General features: G+C 58.4%; 11 protein-coding genes and 2 pseudogenes. 10 read left to right on the top strand and 3 right to left on the bottom strand.

Going from position 1 to position 16,908, the window contains the following annotated elements:
- Positions 1 to 125: 125 nt before the first annotated feature.
- Positions 126 to 1,361 (bottom strand): glycosyltransferase family 4 protein, encoded by a 1,236-nt coding sequence (locus RBH10_RS06510; protein ID WP_281037754.1) that lies wholly within the window; start codon positions 1,359 to 1,361, stop codon positions 126 to 128.
- 491 nt (positions 1,362 to 1,852) lie between these two features.
- Here RBH10_RS06510 and RBH10_RS06505 point away from each other — a divergent pair, with 491 nt between their 5' ends.
- The 9 genes and pseudogenes from RBH10_RS06505 to RBH10_RS06465 all read left to right on the top strand — a co-directional run bounded on the left by RBH10_RS06505 (position 1,853) and on the right by RBH10_RS06465 (position 12,695).
- Positions 1,853 to 3,181 carry a hypothetical protein gene (locus RBH10_RS06505; RefSeq protein ID WP_281037755.1) on the top strand — a complete coding sequence of 443 codons (1,329 nt, stop codon included), beginning with the start codon at positions 1,853 to 1,855 and terminating at the stop codon, positions 3,179 to 3,181.
- A 140-nt stretch (positions 3,182 to 3,321) separates the two neighbouring features.
- Positions 3,322 to 4,440, top strand: a complete 1,119-nt coding sequence (locus RBH10_RS06500) for an acyltransferase (RefSeq protein ID WP_082065771.1) — start codon at positions 3,322 to 3,324, stop codon at positions 4,438 to 4,440.
- A 188-nt stretch (positions 4,441 to 4,628) separates the two neighbouring features.
- Positions 4,629 to 5,527: pseudogene (locus RBH10_RS06495) on the top strand (hypothetical protein).
- Positions 5,528 to 5,657: 130 nt separating this feature from the next.
- Positions 5,658 to 7,914, top strand: a pseudogene (locus RBH10_RS06490) (polysaccharide biosynthesis tyrosine autokinase).
- A 10-nt stretch (positions 7,915 to 7,924) separates the two neighbouring features.
- On the top strand, positions 7,925 to 8,584 hold the full coding sequence (locus RBH10_RS06485; protein ID WP_281037845.1) for a hypothetical protein: 660 nt from the start codon (positions 7,925 to 7,927) through the stop codon (positions 8,582 to 8,584).
- A gap of 71 nt (positions 8,585 to 8,655) precedes the next feature.
- Positions 8,656 to 10,215, top strand: a complete 1,560-nt coding sequence (locus RBH10_RS06480; protein ID WP_281037759.1) for an O-antigen ligase — start codon at positions 8,656 to 8,658, stop codon at positions 10,213 to 10,215.
- A gap of 53 nt (positions 10,216 to 10,268) precedes the next feature.
- Positions 10,269 to 11,465, top strand: coding sequence for a glycosyltransferase family 4 protein (locus RBH10_RS06475; protein WP_281037760.1), 1,197 nt, complete (start codon positions 10,269 to 10,271; stop codon positions 11,463 to 11,465).
- A 145-nt stretch (positions 11,466 to 11,610) separates the two neighbouring features.
- Positions 11,611 to 11,886 (top strand): acyltransferase, encoded by a 276-nt coding sequence (locus RBH10_RS06470; RefSeq protein WP_306180477.1) that lies wholly within the window; start codon positions 11,611 to 11,613, stop codon positions 11,884 to 11,886.
- Positions 11,887 to 11,897: 11 nt separating this feature from the next.
- Complete coding sequence (locus RBH10_RS06465; protein WP_306180476.1) at positions 11,898 to 12,695, top strand: acyltransferase; 798 nt, start codon at positions 11,898 to 11,900, stop codon at positions 12,693 to 12,695.
- Between the two features lie 129 nt (positions 12,696 to 12,824).
- Here RBH10_RS06465 and RBH10_RS06460 read toward each other — a convergent pair whose 3' ends face one another.
- Together RBH10_RS06460 and RBH10_RS06455 are read right to left on the bottom strand one after the other, a co-directional pair.
- A complete protein-coding gene (locus RBH10_RS06460) occupies positions 12,825 to 13,919 on the bottom strand; it encodes a glycosyltransferase family 1 protein (protein WP_281037762.1) in 1,095 nt (364 codons plus the stop codon).
- A 55-nt stretch (positions 13,920 to 13,974) separates the two neighbouring features.
- Complete coding sequence (locus RBH10_RS06455) at positions 13,975 to 15,123, bottom strand: glycosyltransferase family 4 protein (RefSeq protein ID WP_281037763.1); 1,149 nt, start codon at positions 15,121 to 15,123, stop codon at positions 13,975 to 13,977.
- A gap of 421 nt (positions 15,124 to 15,544) precedes the next feature.
- On the opposite strand from RBH10_RS06455, the gene RBH10_RS06450 reads away from it, so the two are divergent.
- A complete protein-coding gene (locus tag RBH10_RS06450; RefSeq protein ID WP_281037764.1) occupies positions 15,545 to 16,882 on the top strand; it encodes an SGNH/GDSL hydrolase family protein in 1,338 nt (445 codons plus the stop codon).
- Positions 16,883 to 16,908 lie beyond the last annotated feature (26 nt).

Here is a 16,908-nt window from a genome sequence, read left to right as displayed (position 1 = left end):
ACAACCGCAGCGGCCAGAAAACCATCGAAGCCCAGCATAGGGAAACGGACTACGCCGATATTGCTTTCTACCATGTGCTCTTTCCTTAGAAGAATCGCTTGCAACGGACCCGGTCCGTTACCGGTCTAAGATGCGCGTAAGGTTCGGCCTTCCCTGCTTTTCGCCAGCACGTCCTCGTAGAGCTTCACATAATTTTCGCCCACCCGGCGCGAGGTGGACTCCTCGACGATGTTTCCGAAATCCGCCTCCGTCGGCAATTGCTCGCGCGAAAGCGTCAGCACCCGGCGGATGCGCGCGGCAAGGTCCGTGGCGTTGCCCGGTTCGAACAGCCAGTCGTGGTTGGCCTCGCCGATCAGTTCCGGAATGCCGCCGGAAGCAGCACCGATGACCGGCACACCCATGGCATAGGCCTCATAGATCGTGCGCGGCGAAGGTTCGGCCCAGAAGGAAGGAACGATGAGCACGTCGATCTCTTCGAAGAATTCCTTCGGCTTCGCCCAGCCGACGAACTCGATCGGCAGGTCGCCCGCCTGGGCCTTGAAGCGCTCGATGGAATCGTCCATCGCGTGGCCGGCGACCAGACAGCGCCAGTTGCCATGGCCGATTTCCCTGAAGGCATCGACCATGTTGCCAACGCCCTTTTCCGTGTTGATGCGGCCGATATAACCGAAGGTCATCGGCTTGCCGGTCCGGTCGATCTGCCTGCGAGCAACCGGATCGCCCTCCGGAACCGTGCAGGAATAAAAGATCACACGGCGCATGCTTTCCGGGAGGTGATGGAAAAGCCCGTGATCGACATGGGTTTTAAGGATTTCCGTGCCGACGCTTGCGACCGCACCGATGTAACGCTGCGTGAATTTCTTGGTGAAATTCACCACCTGACAGCCGAGATGGATGTGCTCGCAGGGCTTGCCGCCCTTGAACATCGCGGCGTTGCCGCACAGGAGATCATATTCGCAAATCGTATGGACGATCGGAATATTGCGCTTGTGTGCCGCGCGCCACACCAGCGTCGTCACGTCCAGCAGCGAATGGGTGTTGAGAACATCCGGCTTGAAATCGTCAAGAACGGCTTCGAACTGCTTCTCGACGTTGAAATTCCATTGCTGCCTGATCTTCTGCATACGCCTTTGCTGTGGCGTATATTGCGGCCAGTCCTCAAGCCAGAAATCGTTATTGTGGAACATCCGGTAAACGCTGACGCCGTTGCGCACCGTTTTCGGTTCGGCCTGCCGCTCTATGCAGGCAGCACCGACCTCATGTCCCATGGAGACGAGTTCCTCGGCGAGATGTTCGACCGAGCGTTCGCATCCACCAACGATATGCGGCGGATAAAGGCTGCTGAGATGGAGAATTCGCATACGGATACGCTCTATTTCCTTATCGAAAATTTATGACTTCCGCCGGGCCTCGCCCATGTTCCCGAACATTCGAGGACCAATGAGACATGTGCAAAAAACACAAAAGCCGGAGCAGATTTAACGCTTGAAAATATGAATAACCAAAAATCCACTTTCAAAAAGCACGGGAATTGACGCCATTTCAAGTGCTTTTTTCGCGGCGCGACAAAAGTCATCCCGTGTTGCGAAAAGAACCGGTCCCGTGTTACCTTCATTCCCATAGAGAAAAATGTCCGGGCCGAGGCGGTGAATTCCGTTCCGCCTGCGCAATAATATTACTGCTTTATATATTTATTCTATTTCAGAAACATGGATTTGATGGCCAGCGATGATGCCAAAAAACTTCCAGGACAATCTGACCTATTGAGAGGCGTTGCCGCCGTTTAAAAAACGGTGCCGTCCATATGATCGCGGCTGCTTTACACGCGCGCCGGAACGACCAGGAGACGCAGATGAACGGAAAACAGCCGATCACCATGGGCCACCTGACGCGGCGCAGCCTGCTTTCGGCAGCACCTTTTGTATTGGCCGCTGTAACCAGCCTGCGCCCCGCCTCCGCGCAGGCTCAATCCGTTTTTTCAGCCGGTACGGAAGCCTTTGTGGACAGCGTGGGCGTGTGCGGCCATTTCGCCCGCACGAACGGCATCTATCCGGAAAGCTTCGAGCAGATCCTGCCTGAGCTGGAAGCCCTTGGCGTGCGCCATCTGCGCGACGAGGGGCTGATTATCGCAACAAACAACCGCAACAGCCCCGTCTTTCAGCGCCTGCGCCGGATTGTGGCGGCCGATGTTCGCCTCACCATCATCTGTTACGACAATCTCAACCCTTACGTCTCCACGCCGCTGAACAAGATCGCGGATTTCTATGACTGGTGCGACGGCGGCATCGATCTCTTCGAGGGCAGCAACGAACCGAACTTGACGAAAGACCCGAACAATGCGCCGCGCATTTCGGCCGAACATCAGGCAGCACTCTACGCAACGATCCGCGGGACCCCGGCCATGAGCACCGTGCCCCTTGCGGCGCCAAGCTATGTTCAGGCGAACACGGCGCTGGCGCTAAACCTGCAAAACGTATGCGACTTCGGCAATATTCATCCCTACGCCGGAATGGAACATCCCGAAACGACCGGACCGGGGGCGCTCTCCAAATTTGTTGCCGCCTCGGCGCATATAGCGCCCGGCCGGCCGGTGCTCGCGACCGAGATCGGTTACCACACCTCGCTGAAAACAAGCACGTTCCATTTTCCCGTCAGCGAAGGCATCAAGGCGCGCTATATGCCGCGCACGCTCCTGTGGTCTTTCATCAGCGGCATCCGCCGGGCTTATATTTACGAACTAGTCTCCAGCTTTGCCGAGGACGAGACAAATCCGGAATCGTCCTTCGGCCTGTTGCGCCACGATCTGAGCCGCACCCCCGCTTACGAGGCCGTTCGCGCCCTTCTTTCGCTTTGCAAGGCAAGCCGGCAAACCGGACCGGCCGAACGCAGCCTCACTTTCCTCAATGATGATTCCGAAAGGCTGTCCCTGCGGCTGGCAAGGCCCGATGGTGCACTGCTCGCACCGGTGTGGCTTGGCATCAAGGGCTGGCAATGGCCGGCGCGGATCGAAAACCCGCCCGCCGAACGTGCTTCGGCCTTTTCTGTAACCGGCCCGCATAGCCATGTCATTGCACACCGGTTCGGCGACGACGGTTCGGTAAGCCAGCAGGTGATTGCGCCGGAAAACGGTCAATACCGGCTCTCCGTCAGCGACCAGCTCACAGTTTTGGAAGTGTTCTGAATGGCATGCGGGCGAAAACTCCCGGCCGGCAAATTTTGTATATCGTGTCGGCCTATTGCATGATAGCCTTCTGAAATAGACGGCTTTTGCTCGCGGGTGCGAGCGCAAAATATTACTGTATAAATTTTTTCTTTTTATAGATGATGATGATGCAAAAAATTGAAAAAGCGCCCGTTTCCGGGGCGCAGCGTCTCGATATCGTTCAGATGATGCGTGCCTTGGCGGCAATCATGATTGTTGCGCTGCACGCGCAGGTGAACTGGGAGTTTTCGCTCGTCCCTCTCCATCTCCTGAGGCTCGGCGCGGGCGTGGACCTGTTTTTCGTCATTTCCGGTTTCGTCATCGTTTATGCCTCCCGGCCGTATTTTGCGGCTGAGGGCGGGCGTTCGGCCTTTCTTGTGCGCCGGCTTCTCCGCATCCTTCCCCTTTACTGGTTCGTGCTCACCATGCGGCTGGCAATGGCAGCCGTCGCCGTTCTTCTCACCGCCAAGGCCTTCCCGTCCTTGCAGGCCGTCCTGACGTCCTATCTTTTCATTCCCTATGACAGCATGGGTTACGGCGACGCCTATCCGTTTCCGATCATCGATCTGGGCTGGACGCTGAATTACGAGATGTTCTTTTATGTCGTATTCGCGGTTTTCATCTTCCTGCCGCTGGAACGCGCCGTTCTGACAACAGCGACTGTCCTGCTCGCCGCCGTTCTGATCGGCTCAACCTTCAATCTCGCTTTGCCATTCAGCTTCTGGTTTCAGCCGATCATTCTCGAATTCGTCGCGGGAATGTTGCTTGCGGTGCTTTTCCTGCGCGGCGTGCGCCTTCCGCCCTTGCTTGGGATCGCGGTGGCCCTTTGCGGCGTGGCGATCTGGACGCTCATCGATCTGAAACGCTTCGAATTCCAATGTAATCCGGGCTGTTATTCCTATACCCGGCTGCTCGTTTTTGGCGGCGGCGCGATTTTCCTGATGGCCGCGGCAACCTTGACCAGAGGTATCTCCCTGCCCCGTTTCGCGCAGCCGCTGGCGAAGCTTGGCGATTCTTCCTACGCGCTCTACCTGCTGCATCCGTTCATTTTTCGGGGATTTTTGGTTGCTTCCGGTGGCATCACCTGGCCGCAGGAGTGGAAAAACGTCGTCTATCTCGTCATCGTCGCCAGCACCATCACCATCGCCCACGCATTTCACCGCCTCGTCGAAATGCCGGCGACAGCGTGGCTTCGTGACCGGCTGATAACACCCCGGCGGAAAGTCGCCGTTTCGTGACGCCAAGGTGCAAAATTCCGCAGGTTTGGCTGTTAAGTATACCGCAAAGTTCCGTTCACAACGTTATTTTAACACTTGATCGTTTGCTTAGGCTGTGCGATTTAAAAGAAAATTTTAGATGTTGGATAACCATATCCAGCATTTCAGCGTACTTAAAATCGTATTTTTTAAAAATTTGGAGAGTCGTGATGTCCCGCCTTCGTAATGGCTCGGCGTTCACTGGTGCGGTATTGATCGCCAGCATCGGTCTTTTTTCCGCAGTCGCCAACGCCCAGAACGTGGAAACCGTGCCGCCGGCTGCCGAACAGCAGACGCCGCCGGTACAGAGCGCAGCAACTGGCGCACCCGTGAAGGCCGCTGACGAAACCAACGCCGCATTTCTGGCCCGCGTTCAAAGCACCAATCCGGACACGGTTTCCCTTGCTGCCGCGGAACTGTTCAAGCAGTCCCCGACGCAAGGGACAGTCAAGGATCTGGTCGGCATCGCATCCAGCACCGATGCGGCGACCGCCGACCTGACGGGAAAAGTGACGAGCGGATTTCCGATCATCGCCGTTTCCACCAGCGCGGCGCAGTTTTCCGAACAGCTTTCCGGCCTGGTTCTGAGCGATCGACCCAGCTGCCCACTATCGTCGCACTGGCCCAAAAAGTCGCAAACAAGGACTTCTCCGAAGTTGTCGGCGAAGGCCTGGCGCTCGCCTATTCCACGGCGATGCAGAGGGGCAATACGATACTTGCGGCCGCAATACAGCTGCAGACCAAGGGTGTCGGTGTGCCCTCCGATCTTCTGATCGCCTTTAGCGAAAACGTTCAGGGAACGGCTGCCGGTCCGGCAGCACCTGCGGCAGCGGCCGCGGCTGCCTCTCCGATCGGTGGCGCCGGTTCTTCGCCTGCCAGCAGCAACAGCATCGGCGGTTCGGGAACGGCGGGCGCATCGGGCGGCACGGCACAGGCCGGCGGCGGAGCCGCACCGGTTGGCGGTGGTGGCAGCAGCGGCGGCGGCGGTGGAACCACCACAACCAACAACTTCATAACCACGTTTTCAACTGGCAGCACCAGCACGCCGGTCAGCACAAGTCCCGTTTGAACCCGGTTTTGCCGCCCTTCCTGCGGGAATGGCGGCCGCTTGTCCTACGATGCAACCGAGACTTGGCGGGTGCCACGCCCGCCGAAAAGAGCGAGGCTGACAGTTGTTGCAAAGGCACGATCCATTGACGATGGCCGATATCGACAAAAGCGGATTTACAGCCGACTTTATCGATATAGAAGCCGCTCTCGCGACGATCCGCCGGCAATGGCGCATCGTCCTCGCCGCAGTCGCCATTGCCGGGACAATCGGTCTCGCCTTTGCCGCAACGGCCGTTCCGATCTATTCAGCCTCGGCGACCCTTTTGATCGACCGCAACAACAGTCAGGTCGTCGAGCAGCTTTCGACGATCGGCGGCGTCGTGGAGGACGAGGCCTCCATCCTCAGCCAGGTCGAGGTTCTGCAGTCGGAAACCATCGGGCTTGCCGTCGTCGATAGTCTCAACCTGACGGAAAATCAGGAATTCAGGGCAAACCGCGCGTCGCTTCTGAGCTCGATATTCGGCACCATCCGTTCGCTCGTCAACGTTTCACAATGGTTCTCGCCGGCCAAGGAGACTGTCATTGACGACGGCACCCTGAAGCGAGCGCTTTCGGACCGGCTGCTCGACGGCCTCAGCGTCAAGCGCATCGGCCGAACCTACGCGCTGGAACTGACCTACAATTCGACATCGCCTGTACTCGCCGCCCAGATCGTCAACGCCGTGGCGTCGGCCTATCTGGTGGACAAGCTGAACTCCAAATATGAGGCGACGAAGCGGGCCAGCGACTGGTTGTCCGACCGCATTGCCGAGCTGCGCCAGCGGGCGCTCGACACCGACCTTGCCGTGCAGAAGTTCCGCGCCGAGCATGGCCTGATCGAAACCGGCAATAACGGCCTGCTTTCCGACCAACAACTCGCCGAATCCAACAGCGCGCTGATTCTGGCACAGTCGGAAACGGCCAGGTCGCGGGCGCGGGTGCAACGCATCGAACATATCCTTGCGACAGATGATGTCGATGCGGTCGTTACCGATATTCTCGATAGTTCGGTCGCAAACGATCTGCGCAAGAAATATCTCGAGATCCTCGAAGATCGAAACGGAAATCACCCGCAGGCTTGGCAGCAACCATGTTCAGGCGGTGCGTCTGCGCAACGAAATGCAGGAATACCGCCGGCTGATGTTCCAGGAAGTCAGCCGCATCGCGCAAAGTTACAAAAGCGATCTGGAGGTCTCGGAAGCACGAGAAAAATCGCTTGCGGAGAGCGTCGCCAAGGCCACCAATGTCAGCAACTCGGCCAGCGAGACCCAGGTTCAGCTTCGCGAATTGCAGCGTGAGGCGGAAACCTACAAGAACATGTATCAAACGTTCCTGCAGCGTTATCAGGAAGCGATGCAGCAACAATCCTTCCCCGTGACGGAAGCCCGCGTGATTTCCAGGGCCATTCCGCCCAAAACTCCAAGCAAGCCGAACAAACCGCTGCTTTTGGCGCTGTTCATGATCATGGGCGCTGCAGCCGGTGGCGGTATCGCCATGTTCCGCGAATTCCGCGACCGCTTCTTCCGCACCGGAGAACAGGTTCGCGAGGTTCTCGGGCTGGAGTTTCTGGGCAACACCCCGCTCGTCCAGAACAAGCCGGGCACGGACATCTTGCCGAAAGGGCAGGAAGGGCCGCCCAGCGCCACACGCCCTTCCAGCGTTGCCCGCTACACTGTCGATCACCCGCTATCGTCATTCGCCGAGACGTTGCGCAGCACACGGCTTGCCATAGATCTCGGCATTCCCCCGAAAAGCGGCGCGCGGGTGGTTGGCGTCGTCTCGGCCCTGCCGAGCGAGGGAAAATCGACGATCTCCATCAATCTGGCGCAGCTTCTGGCCGGACAGGGAGCAAGGGTGCTGCTGCTGGATGCGGATATTCGCAATCCCGGCGCCACACGCGCTTTGGGGCGTCACGCGACCGAAGGCCTGCTCGAGGTACTGCTTGAGGGCCGCAATATGCGCGATGTGCTTCTGCACGATGAAAAGACGCAGCTCTCTTTCCTGCCCACGGTGGTCAAGCAGCGCGTACCGCACTCCTCCGAGTTGCTGACATCGGCGCAAATGTACAAATTGTTGGCCGAAGCGAGCGGCCTGTTCGATTATATCATCGTCGACCTGCCGCCGCTTGGACCGGTGGTCGATGCCCGCGCGATGGCCGGTCGGATCGACGGTTTCGTCTTCGTCACCGAATGGGGCAAAACCGCCCGCAGGGCGGTACGCAACACCATCGAAAACGAAGTCCAGATTCGCAAGAAGTGTCTCGGCGTCATCCTCAACAAGGTGGACACGGAAAAGCTGAAGCTTTACCGGGCTTATGGTTCCAGCGAATATTATCACGCACGCTACACCCGATATTATCATGACTAGGCGGGACGGAATGGCGGGCCTGCGTAAAGTCTTCGCGGTCGTGCCGGTTCTCATCCTTTCAGTATTCGTCTTGTCCGTCGCCGCGCAGGCGTTTTCCGAAACCCGGCGGTTTTCCGATGTCGTCGCTTTGGCGAGAATTGCCGACGACAGGAATGGCCTGGCGCACGATCTTCTGGCGAAGACCGTCGATGGGCTGCACCCCGTCGTGGCGGAAAAAATCTGCCGCTCGGATATCATCAAGGCCGGGTTGCGGCTCGTTCTGGCCGATATCGACGCAAATGGCCAAGATGCAGCATCCGAGGCCGGAACGGCGCGTCTCGGCTTTGCCGAGACCTATATTCGCCATGCGCTCTCCTGTTTGCCCGCAAACGGCGATGTTTGGCTGCGTCTTGCCATGGTTCGTTCGTTGCGTAACGCCTCGCCCATGGAAATCGCGGTTCTGATGAATTTTTCCCAACTTTACGGACCGTCCGATGCCAACCTGATCCGCGGGCGCTTCGTGATGTGGCAGCATTTTCCCACAGAAACGCTGCCTCAGGCCGAACCGGCCCGTAATGCGGACACGGCAATCGTTTGTGGCAAGGAGGGGGAAATCCTGCGCTGGACCTTGCGGAATGTCTGTCCACAGGAACCGCAGGCCGGCATGAAACGCACCGTGCCGCTCCCGTGACATAAGCGGCCCGTCGCGTCCTTCTGCCTCAGACATTGCCGCAGCAACAATTCTTGCAAAGCCGAAAGCCCATGTCGTCCATAGAAGCCCAATCAGAGCCGCTATCCCCCTCGCTGCCGCGACCGGTCGCGTTTCAGGATTATTTCCGGACGGCCGCAATAGTCATCTTCTGGGCTATCTTCCTGCTCGCACTTCTCAACCGCGGCGCGACCGAAATCGAGAGCCGCATCGTCGTCACCGTTGCAATTTATCTGTTGCTGGTGCCTGCCATCCTGCTGTTCGGGCCACCCCGGGCCGGGGTCGGCGTGACGCTCGCGGCCGCCTGCCTTTTGCTGGGGGCACTCATCGTCCAAATGTTGTTGCAATCATCCGTGCCGGGCATCGCGCCACCCAATCCCGCCTGGTCCACCGCCGCCATGTTTATGCAGCTCATGCCCCCCGCCACGGTCTCGCTCACCCCGGCGGATGATCGGCTCGGGCTGTTGAGCGCCGCCCTGCCCTTCGGTACCTTCATGGCCGGCCTCGTGATTTTCGATACCGATGAACGCGCCGCAAAAGCGCTGCGATGGTTCGCAATCGCCGGTGGCTGGCTGGCGCTGTTGTCGATCGTGCAGTTTCTGCTTTTTCCCGAAACGCTTGGCTTCATTCAGAAACGCTTTTATCTCGGCAGCCTGACCGGCCTTTTCGTCAATCGCAATACTGCTGCCACCTTCTTCGGCCTTATCCTGCTCACACTCGCCGTGATGCTACACAAACGGCTGACCGCTCCAGACTGGGGAATGGTCAGGGCGCTTGTGGCAAATCGCCTGACGGTGCCGGACGGCCAGAAACGCCTCATCCGCAAAGCCGCCTTTATCGGCGTGCTCACCGCCTTTTGCTTCATCGCCCTGATGCTGACCGGATCGCGCGCGGGCATCGCCTCTAGCTTTGCGGCACTCAGCCTCCTCATTATTCTCACCGTCTTCAACTCCCCCATCAAAACGGGCCGCGGCGCCGCTGCCTTACGGCGCAAACGGCGGGGAACGAAACGCCGGGCGGCGATCGTGCTCGCCATTACCCTCGGCCTGTTCCTGATCTTCGCCAATCGGGTGGCGCTTCGCATGGAAACGCGGGTGGAAGACGATATGCGCTTCTGCTACATGCCGGGCATCGCGCGCGCCATCGCCGATAGCTGGCCTTGGGGAACCGGCCTTGCAAGCTTTGCGGAAACCTATGCCCCCTATCACGCGGCGCAATGCGGGGTGGACGCCATCGTCACGCATGCCCATAATGTCTATGCCGAGGGCTTGCTGACGCTCGGCCTCGCATTCCCATTTTACGCGGCTTTTTTCGTGCTCGTCCAGCTCGCCATTTTTATTCGCGGGGCGCGTAAACGCAAAAACTATCGTTACGCCGCCCATCTCGGCCTTGCCGGGTTGGTGCTTGTCGCACTGCATTCAACGCTTGATTTTTCGCTGCAAATCCCCGGCTTCGCCATGGCCTACGCCGTCTTCCTCGCGCCCGTCGTCACGCTTTGCCTGAACCCGCCGGGGGTGGGACGGGACCGATCACGGCGGCGGGAACAATCTTCAGGCGATGCCGCAACACCAGCCTCGATCGGGCCGGCAGGCGAGCGGCCTTCATTTCGCTGATGCGCAATAGTTGTAACAATCATAGAACCGAATAGAGACGCGAGAATTTGGGCATGCGGATATTGCAAATAACGTCGCTGTTTTCTCCGGACCGGGTCGGCGGCGCCGAGATATTCGTGGAAGACCTTGCACGCGGGCTGGCGGACAAGGGACACGCGGTGGCGGTGGCGGCCATCTCCCGTGAACAACAGGCCCCGGAGCTGCGCGATGGTTTCGCCATTCATCGCCTTGGCCATACCACGCCGTTTTTTATCGGTGACTGGGAGCGGCAACCGGGATGGAAGCGGAAATACTACAAGATCGCAGTACAGCTGGATCCGCGTCTCGTGCGCCGGCTTGCGCGCGTTATCGATGATTTTCGTCCTGATGTCGTCAACACCCATTCGCTGTCGGAGTTGACGCCGCTGATCTGGCCGATGATCCGCAAGCGCGGCATTCCGCTCGTCCATTCCCTGCATGATTTCACCAGCATGTGCACCAACGGTTCCCTGTTTCACGACGGGCACATCTGTGATGGCAGCAAGAAATGCCGCGCCTTTTCCTATCTGCACCGACGTTGCCAATGCGCCGTCGATGCCGTTGCCGGCGTCGGCCGCGATATTGTCGAACGCCATGTGCAGGCGGGCTTTTTCACCCATGTACCGGAAAGCCGCCGCACGGTCATCTGGAACGCCATCGCTCCACCAGCGTCACCGAAACCACGCATTCCCCGCGCACCGGGGGAGCCGTTCGTGTTCGGTTATCTCGGCCGCATCGAAGCGCCCAAGGGCGCGGATATGTTGATTGAAGCGCTGCCGCTGCTGCCGCAGCAAGGCTGGCGGCTGGTGATGGCAGGTCGCGCGCCGGGCGGCATCGAAGCCTACCAACAAAAGACGCGCAACCTTCCAGTCGAGTTTCCGGGCTATGTGGATGCAGATAGTTTCTTCGCCGGTATAGATTGCCTGATCGTACCGCCTTTGTGGCCGGAGGCGTTCGGACGTACGGTCGCCGAAGCCATCCTGCGCGGCGTGCCGGTCCTCGGCGCCAATCTTGCCGGGGTTGCCGAACAGATCGGCCAGGACAGGCCGGAACGCCTGTTTACGCCGGGCAACGCCACCGAACTCGCCGCACGTATGGCCGAGGCCATGCACAATCCCGCCATTCTCGCGGAAACGCCGGAAACCAAAGAGCGCATTTCACAGGGCGTCGCCCCCGAACGGGTGATCGCAGCCTATGAAGCGCTCTATTCGGATCTGCGTAGCGTGGTATGATACTTTATAAATTCCCAACGCTGTGAACTATCCGCAGCAATATTCGGACTATATTTTCGGATTATTCCGGTTTTCAGGACAAATTTACGCCTGAAAACAGATTTTTCCGAGCGATACTTTTTATTTACATTTTTTGGGGTCGGTCGTGATTTACAATCTTCAGGTTCTGCGGGCGGTTGCGGCAATCCTCGTTTTTTTTTACCACAGTGAAATTTACTGGAAGAGCGTTCTTCCTTCAACTTGGCTTTTCAGTTTAGGCTTGGCAGGTGTCGACGTATTTTTCGTCTTGAGTGGCTTCATCATGACCGCGACGACCGCTTCGCGAGATGTTACGGCCGCGTCATTCCTCAGCCATCGCATTTTCCGTATCGTTCCCCTCTACTGGGTCGTCACGCTGCTTTTTACACTCTTGTTTTTTTAGGGTTCAATCCCGTGGGCGTGACAGAGCTGACGCCGGAATATCTCGCAAAATCCATGTTCTTCATCCCATTTTTACGGGGCGGTGCGGCTGAACCGATCGTGACCGTCGGCTGGACGCTTAACTACGAAATCTTCTTCTATCTCGCTTTTTCGCTTTGCCTGTTGATTCCAAGTATAAGAGCGCGGCATCCGGCGGTGGTGATGCTCATTTTACTCGTACTTTTGCCTCGAGTACTCGGGTCGCAGAATTTTTATGCAATTTATTACGGTAATCCGATCATGCTCGAATTTTGCTTCGGAATTGCCAGCTATCATTGCCTAAAGTGGATGGGGACAAACTTCAAACCGAAATGGACGCCCCCTTTCGCCGCTGTTTTTCTTCTCATGTCGTTGGTGTTGTTTTTCGCACCCGCCTTCGGCCTATCTGGAACAGAGGCCGCGCAGGGTTCCCTTGCTTTCGCCTATATCCGTCCATTCACGTGGGGCTTGGCTGGCTTTTTCGCCGTTTTATCCGCAGTAATCCTGGAGCGCGTGGGACACGTGTGGCATCGCTTTGGTTTGGTCGAAATCGGCAATGCAAGCTATTCGATCTATCTCATCCACGGGTTAATGCTGCATGGCGTCTCCAAGGTGGCCAAGTCGCTCTTGCTTTCCCCGCTGACCTTTGCGTTAGTCACAACTATCGGAGCGCTTGCCCTGTCCATAGTCGTAGGCATAATCATGTTTCGATGCTTGGAATCGCCCATCAACAAAACGCTGCGCGGGTCCTTCTCACGATTTTTCGCAACGACGCGTACTTCGCCGGGCTAACGAATGCCTCCAGCCGTGGCGGCGACACCCCGCAACGTATCGCGTGATGATACGGGCGTGATCCGGCAAGTCTTGAAAGAAACGGCTGTTTTTTCCGACGCGAGAAGGAATTACGGTCCCCTCAGCGGCTCACGCCTTTCCGCAAAAGATCTGCGCATAGCTTTCCGCCGCCTTCTGCCATGAGTAGAGCTTGCGGTTTTCATAACCCGCCTGGCGAAGATTGTTTGCCAGATCCGGCTCCCGGAAAAGCCGCTCAAGCGCCGCGACTAGGCTGTCGGCGTCGGCGGGATCGAAGGTGAGCGCACCTTTGCCGGCGATCTCCGGCGTTGCGGAACGGTTGGAGCAGACAACCGGACACCCCAGTTGCTGCGCTTCCAGCACTGGCAGGCAGAACCCTTCATAGGTGGAAGGCACGCAAAGGCAGGCGGCGTGGCGATAAAGTTCGGCCAGTTGGCCATCGTCTATGCCGGAAAGCCGGATCAGCCGTGCCTTCAACTCCGGAGCATCGAGCACGCTGCCGATTTCCTCCGCATCGTCGCGGCCGACATGAACGAGATGCAAATCCGGCCTTGCCTTGCCAAGCACCGCAAAAGCCTTGCCCAGAAGGCTGAAGTTTTTATTGGATGTCGCGTTTCCGACCGCCAGAATATAGGGCGTGGCAACCGGCGGCGGGCCGTTTAAAGCCTCCGGATCGGCATTCAAGGTGCTGTCGGAATGGATGGTCAGGCTTTTGGTGGCGGCGGAGGGATAAAATCGTGCCAGATCCTCTCGTGTCGCCTCAGACACGCAGGTGATCCGATCCGAACCGGCCATCATCAGGCGAAAAATCAAATCCGTCGTCAAGGTCGCACGCCAGCCGATCTGCTCGGGGATGGTCTTGAAATAAAGATCGTGAACAAGGGTGACGCGCCGTTTGCCGCCGCGGGGACTTCCGAAGGGATCGGCATTAAACAACACATCAACACCGTGCCGGCGGCAAAGCGCGGGCAGCATTACGGCCTGACGCAGCACATCGAACACCATGATACGCGGTCGCGGCGTCTCAATCAGTTGAAGACGGCTGTCGCGCAGACTTGCGGGCAGCTGTGCCCGCGTCCAGGGAGAGCGAAGAATATAATCGTCCCGCGTCTGATCGAGAAGCCGCTCCAGCAGGCTGAAGGTCACGCGGGCAACGCCGGATGGTTTACCGCCATATTGGCTCGGCATGTTTACGAGAATACGCATCCTGACCCTTCCGCTTGCCTGCACCTTCTGACCGGATCAATCGCCAACCGGGACCTCACGTTACCTCCGCCAGCAGCGCTGAAACGGACCGGCAGGTCTCCTCCAGTGAAAAACGCTGGCTCACATCCTCCTGCCCCTTCTGTGCCAGTCTTTCCGCCAGAGCCGGATGTGACAGGATGCAGCCGAGAGCTGCGGCAAGCGCCGATGCGTCACCCGGCGGCACCAGAAGACCCGTTTCACCATCGCGAATGATTTCGGTGACCCCGCCGCCGCGTGTGGCGACAACCGGCCGCCCGCACATCATCGCCTCCACCACCACCCGGCCAAACGGTTCGGCGACAACAGAGGTATGGGCAACCACATCCATCGACGCCATCAACTCCGGTACGTCCGAGCGGAAACCAAGGAAGCGGACGCGGCCATCCAGACCGAGACGGGACGCCTGCTCACGCAGACGCGCCTCGTAGGCTTCCTGCCCGAAAAGCGCTCCGCCGACGATGACAGCCTGAACGCCATCCATCGCCGCCAACGCATCCAGAAAAACATGCTGCCCCTTCCACTCGCTCAGCCGGCCGAACAATCCGACAAGCGGTTTCGGACCTAGGCCCAGTTCCGTGCGCAGCCGCGCTGCTCTGTCGGGATCATAAGCCACAGCCTTTGCGGGATCGAAGCCATTATAAACGATACGGACCTTGTCTGCCTGCCCGCCGGCTTCAACGAAAGCCCGGCCGGTTTCCTGCGAATTCACGGCCACCCGCCTCGCGAAAAGGCGCGCAAATGCCAGTGAGGCGCGGCGATTGGCGGAGCTGAAAGCCGGATCGGTGACGATGTCGTGCAAAATCCAGACTAGCGGACGACCGCTGAGCTTCGCCGCAAGCGCACAGACGAACAGTGCTTTTTGCGAGTTGGCGCAGATCACGTCGTAATGTCTCGCCTGCCGGCTCAATTGCCAGGCAACGGCAGCGACATCAGCCGCACCGCGCAATATCGCACCGACCGATGAATCACGGCGGATCGACAGCATTTTTTCGCCGGCGGACAACATGACCGGAGGCCTTCCGGCCGCCGCCAGATCATCAGCAGCAGCGCCGCCACTAAGAAAGCAGGCACGCCAGGAATGCGGTCCGGCCTTGACGAGATCCGTCAGGAAAAGCTCGGCCCCGCCCTTCTCTCCGGTATGGCTGACAAAAAGAGCGGATGTCATGGCATCACCCGTGGCGCGAGGGACCGCCCAAGATGCCATTGCCGGGAATGACGTGCATGAGCAGACAGCCCATAAAAAGGATGAATACACTTCGCAACGGCAGGGATAGCTTTACCGATGGCTTTAATATAAAAACAACAATGCTTGATTGCGATTAGAAAAAATGACATTCAAACCTTTTTACGGATCAAAAATCCGATATACGTAAAATAAAAGAAAAATATTCTATCTATATATTTTAAAAGAAATCGAAGAAAAAATCGTGACGTTCAATTTTATCGCTGAGCACCGTCTCGCTTCTTGCGCTTTTTCCCCCTGCCTTAAAGCGGAGTTATCCTAGGGCCAGACCAGGAGAACGAACGATGACTGCGCTCGAACGCAACATATGCATATATATGGCCGGAACGGAAGAGGTGCTGGCATGATCGGCCTATCGCTCGGCATCATCCCCCGGAACATGCGCGCCATGGTCCCTTCCCTAAACGCGCTGTCGCCTTTGCGTGCACGTTTGACGGCGGGCCAGAATGCCACGATCTTCGTGAATGGTGACAGCACCGCCTATGCCGATGCCGGACCATTCCAGCAATTCGCGATGATGCTTGGTGATCTGCACGATGCGAAAGTGGTGCTGCACCGCTGGGCAGAATGGCAGACAAACGCCCCCACCGGGCCAAAGGCCTATGCCGATCCGGTTACGCTACGCGCCGGCACGGGGGCGACGCTGACCGTCTATCTCGCAACGCTGCCCGGCGGCATGGCGGGTTACATGCTCGCGGATCAACGGTCGGCGGCACTGAAAATTCCACGTCCCGACCTGTGCATCATCCATCAGGGGCATAATATGCATAGTTTCGAGGCGCCGGGCGGTATCTTAAGCTCCGGACGAGCAGCCCTGCTCGGACCGTTGGGCATGACCGAGTGGCAATGGCCCGGCGTGCCGCAACTCATCACCACCCAGAACCCCTGGCGCGATAGTACCGGTTACGACAAGGTCTATAGCGCGATCCTCGACCTCGCGCGAATACACCCGGATCTGACGCTGGTGGATACACACGCGACATTTGTGGCGAAAGGCAAGGACGCCGCGCTCTACCGCGATAACGTTCATCCGAACGATGCCGGCTCCCAACTGATCGCCCGAACCCTGTTCGGTTGTTATCTGGCCTCTGCGCCCGACAGCGGCTTTCAGACACCCTGCTGGCCGAAACTTCCCGCCGCCAATCTCATCGCCAATGGCGATTTCACCGATTGGTCAGGGTCCGTACCGACAGCCTGGAGCCTGGCGCCGCCAGGCTCCGCCATCAAAACCGCCGAGGTCACCTTTTCCCCGGCCTTCGCTTACACCCTCGGTCTGCGCGCGAATGGCAACCAGTCGGCCGCGCTGTTTCGTTACTTCCGCAATGCGGAGGCCGCCGCGATGATCGGTAAAACCATATCCTTCGCGGTGCTTTACAAAAACAGCGAAGGGCAGCGCGCACCCTATGTCACGCTGATCGCGAAAAGCGGTGGCGCAGTGCGGACGATCATTTGCTCCGCCCTGCAATTCGGTGGTGCGAACGCCCTCGACAATAGCGGCTGGATGTGGGCCACGGCCAACGAGATCGCCATCGATCCCGATATCAGCCCCAGCGGATACGGTTTCTATCTGAGGATCATGCCCGCTTTCGGCACCAACGCGCCCGTTTCCAATGAACCGCTTTACATCCAGCGGGTAATCGCCGTCGAAGGCGCTTTACCAAAGGGTAATCTGAGCGGCTGAAAACCATAGAAAATTGTCTTGCACGG

The sequence above is a fragment of the Rhizobium sp. AN73 genome (assembly GCF_030757975.1).
GTDB classification, from domain to species: domain Bacteria; phylum Pseudomonadota; class Alphaproteobacteria; order Rhizobiales; family Rhizobiaceae; genus Agrobacterium; species Agrobacterium arsenijevicii.
The sequence above is the reverse complement of the archived record's forward strand: the minus strand, read 5'-3'. Positions and strand labels throughout refer to the sequence as shown.

Excerpts from the sequence above, each read along its gene's own strand:
- RBH10_RS06510 (WP_281037754.1), bottom strand. The coding sequence starts at position 1,361 with ATGCGAATTCTCCATCTCAGCAGCCTTTATCCGCCGCATATCGTTGGT.
- RBH10_RS06505 (WP_281037755.1), top strand. The coding sequence starts at position 1,853 with ATGAACGGAAAACAGCCGATCACCATGGGCCACCTGACGCGGCGCAGC.
- RBH10_RS06500 (WP_082065771.1), top strand. The coding sequence starts at position 3,322 with ATGATGATGATGCAAAAAATTGAAAAAGCGCCCGTTTCCGGGGCGCAG.
- RBH10_RS06485 (WP_281037845.1), top strand. The coding sequence starts at position 7,925 with ATGGCGGGCCTGCGTAAAGTCTTCGCGGTCGTGCCGGTTCTCATCCTT.
- RBH10_RS06480 (WP_281037759.1), top strand. The coding sequence starts at position 8,656 with ATGTCGTCCATAGAAGCCCAATCAGAGCCGCTATCCCCCTCGCTGCCG.
- RBH10_RS06475 (WP_281037760.1), top strand. The coding sequence starts at position 10,269 with ATGCGGATATTGCAAATAACGTCGCTGTTTTCTCCGGACCGGGTCGGC.
- RBH10_RS06460 (WP_281037762.1), bottom strand. The coding sequence starts at position 13,919 with ATGCGTATTCTCGTAAACATGCCGAGCCAATATGGCGGTAAACCATCC.
- RBH10_RS06455 (WP_281037763.1), bottom strand. The coding sequence starts at position 15,123 with ATGACATCCGCTCTTTTTGTCAGCCATACCGGAGAGAAGGGCGGGGCC.
- RBH10_RS06450 (WP_281037764.1), top strand. The coding sequence starts at position 15,545 with ATGATCGGCCTATCGCTCGGCATCATCCCCCGGAACATGCGCGCCATG.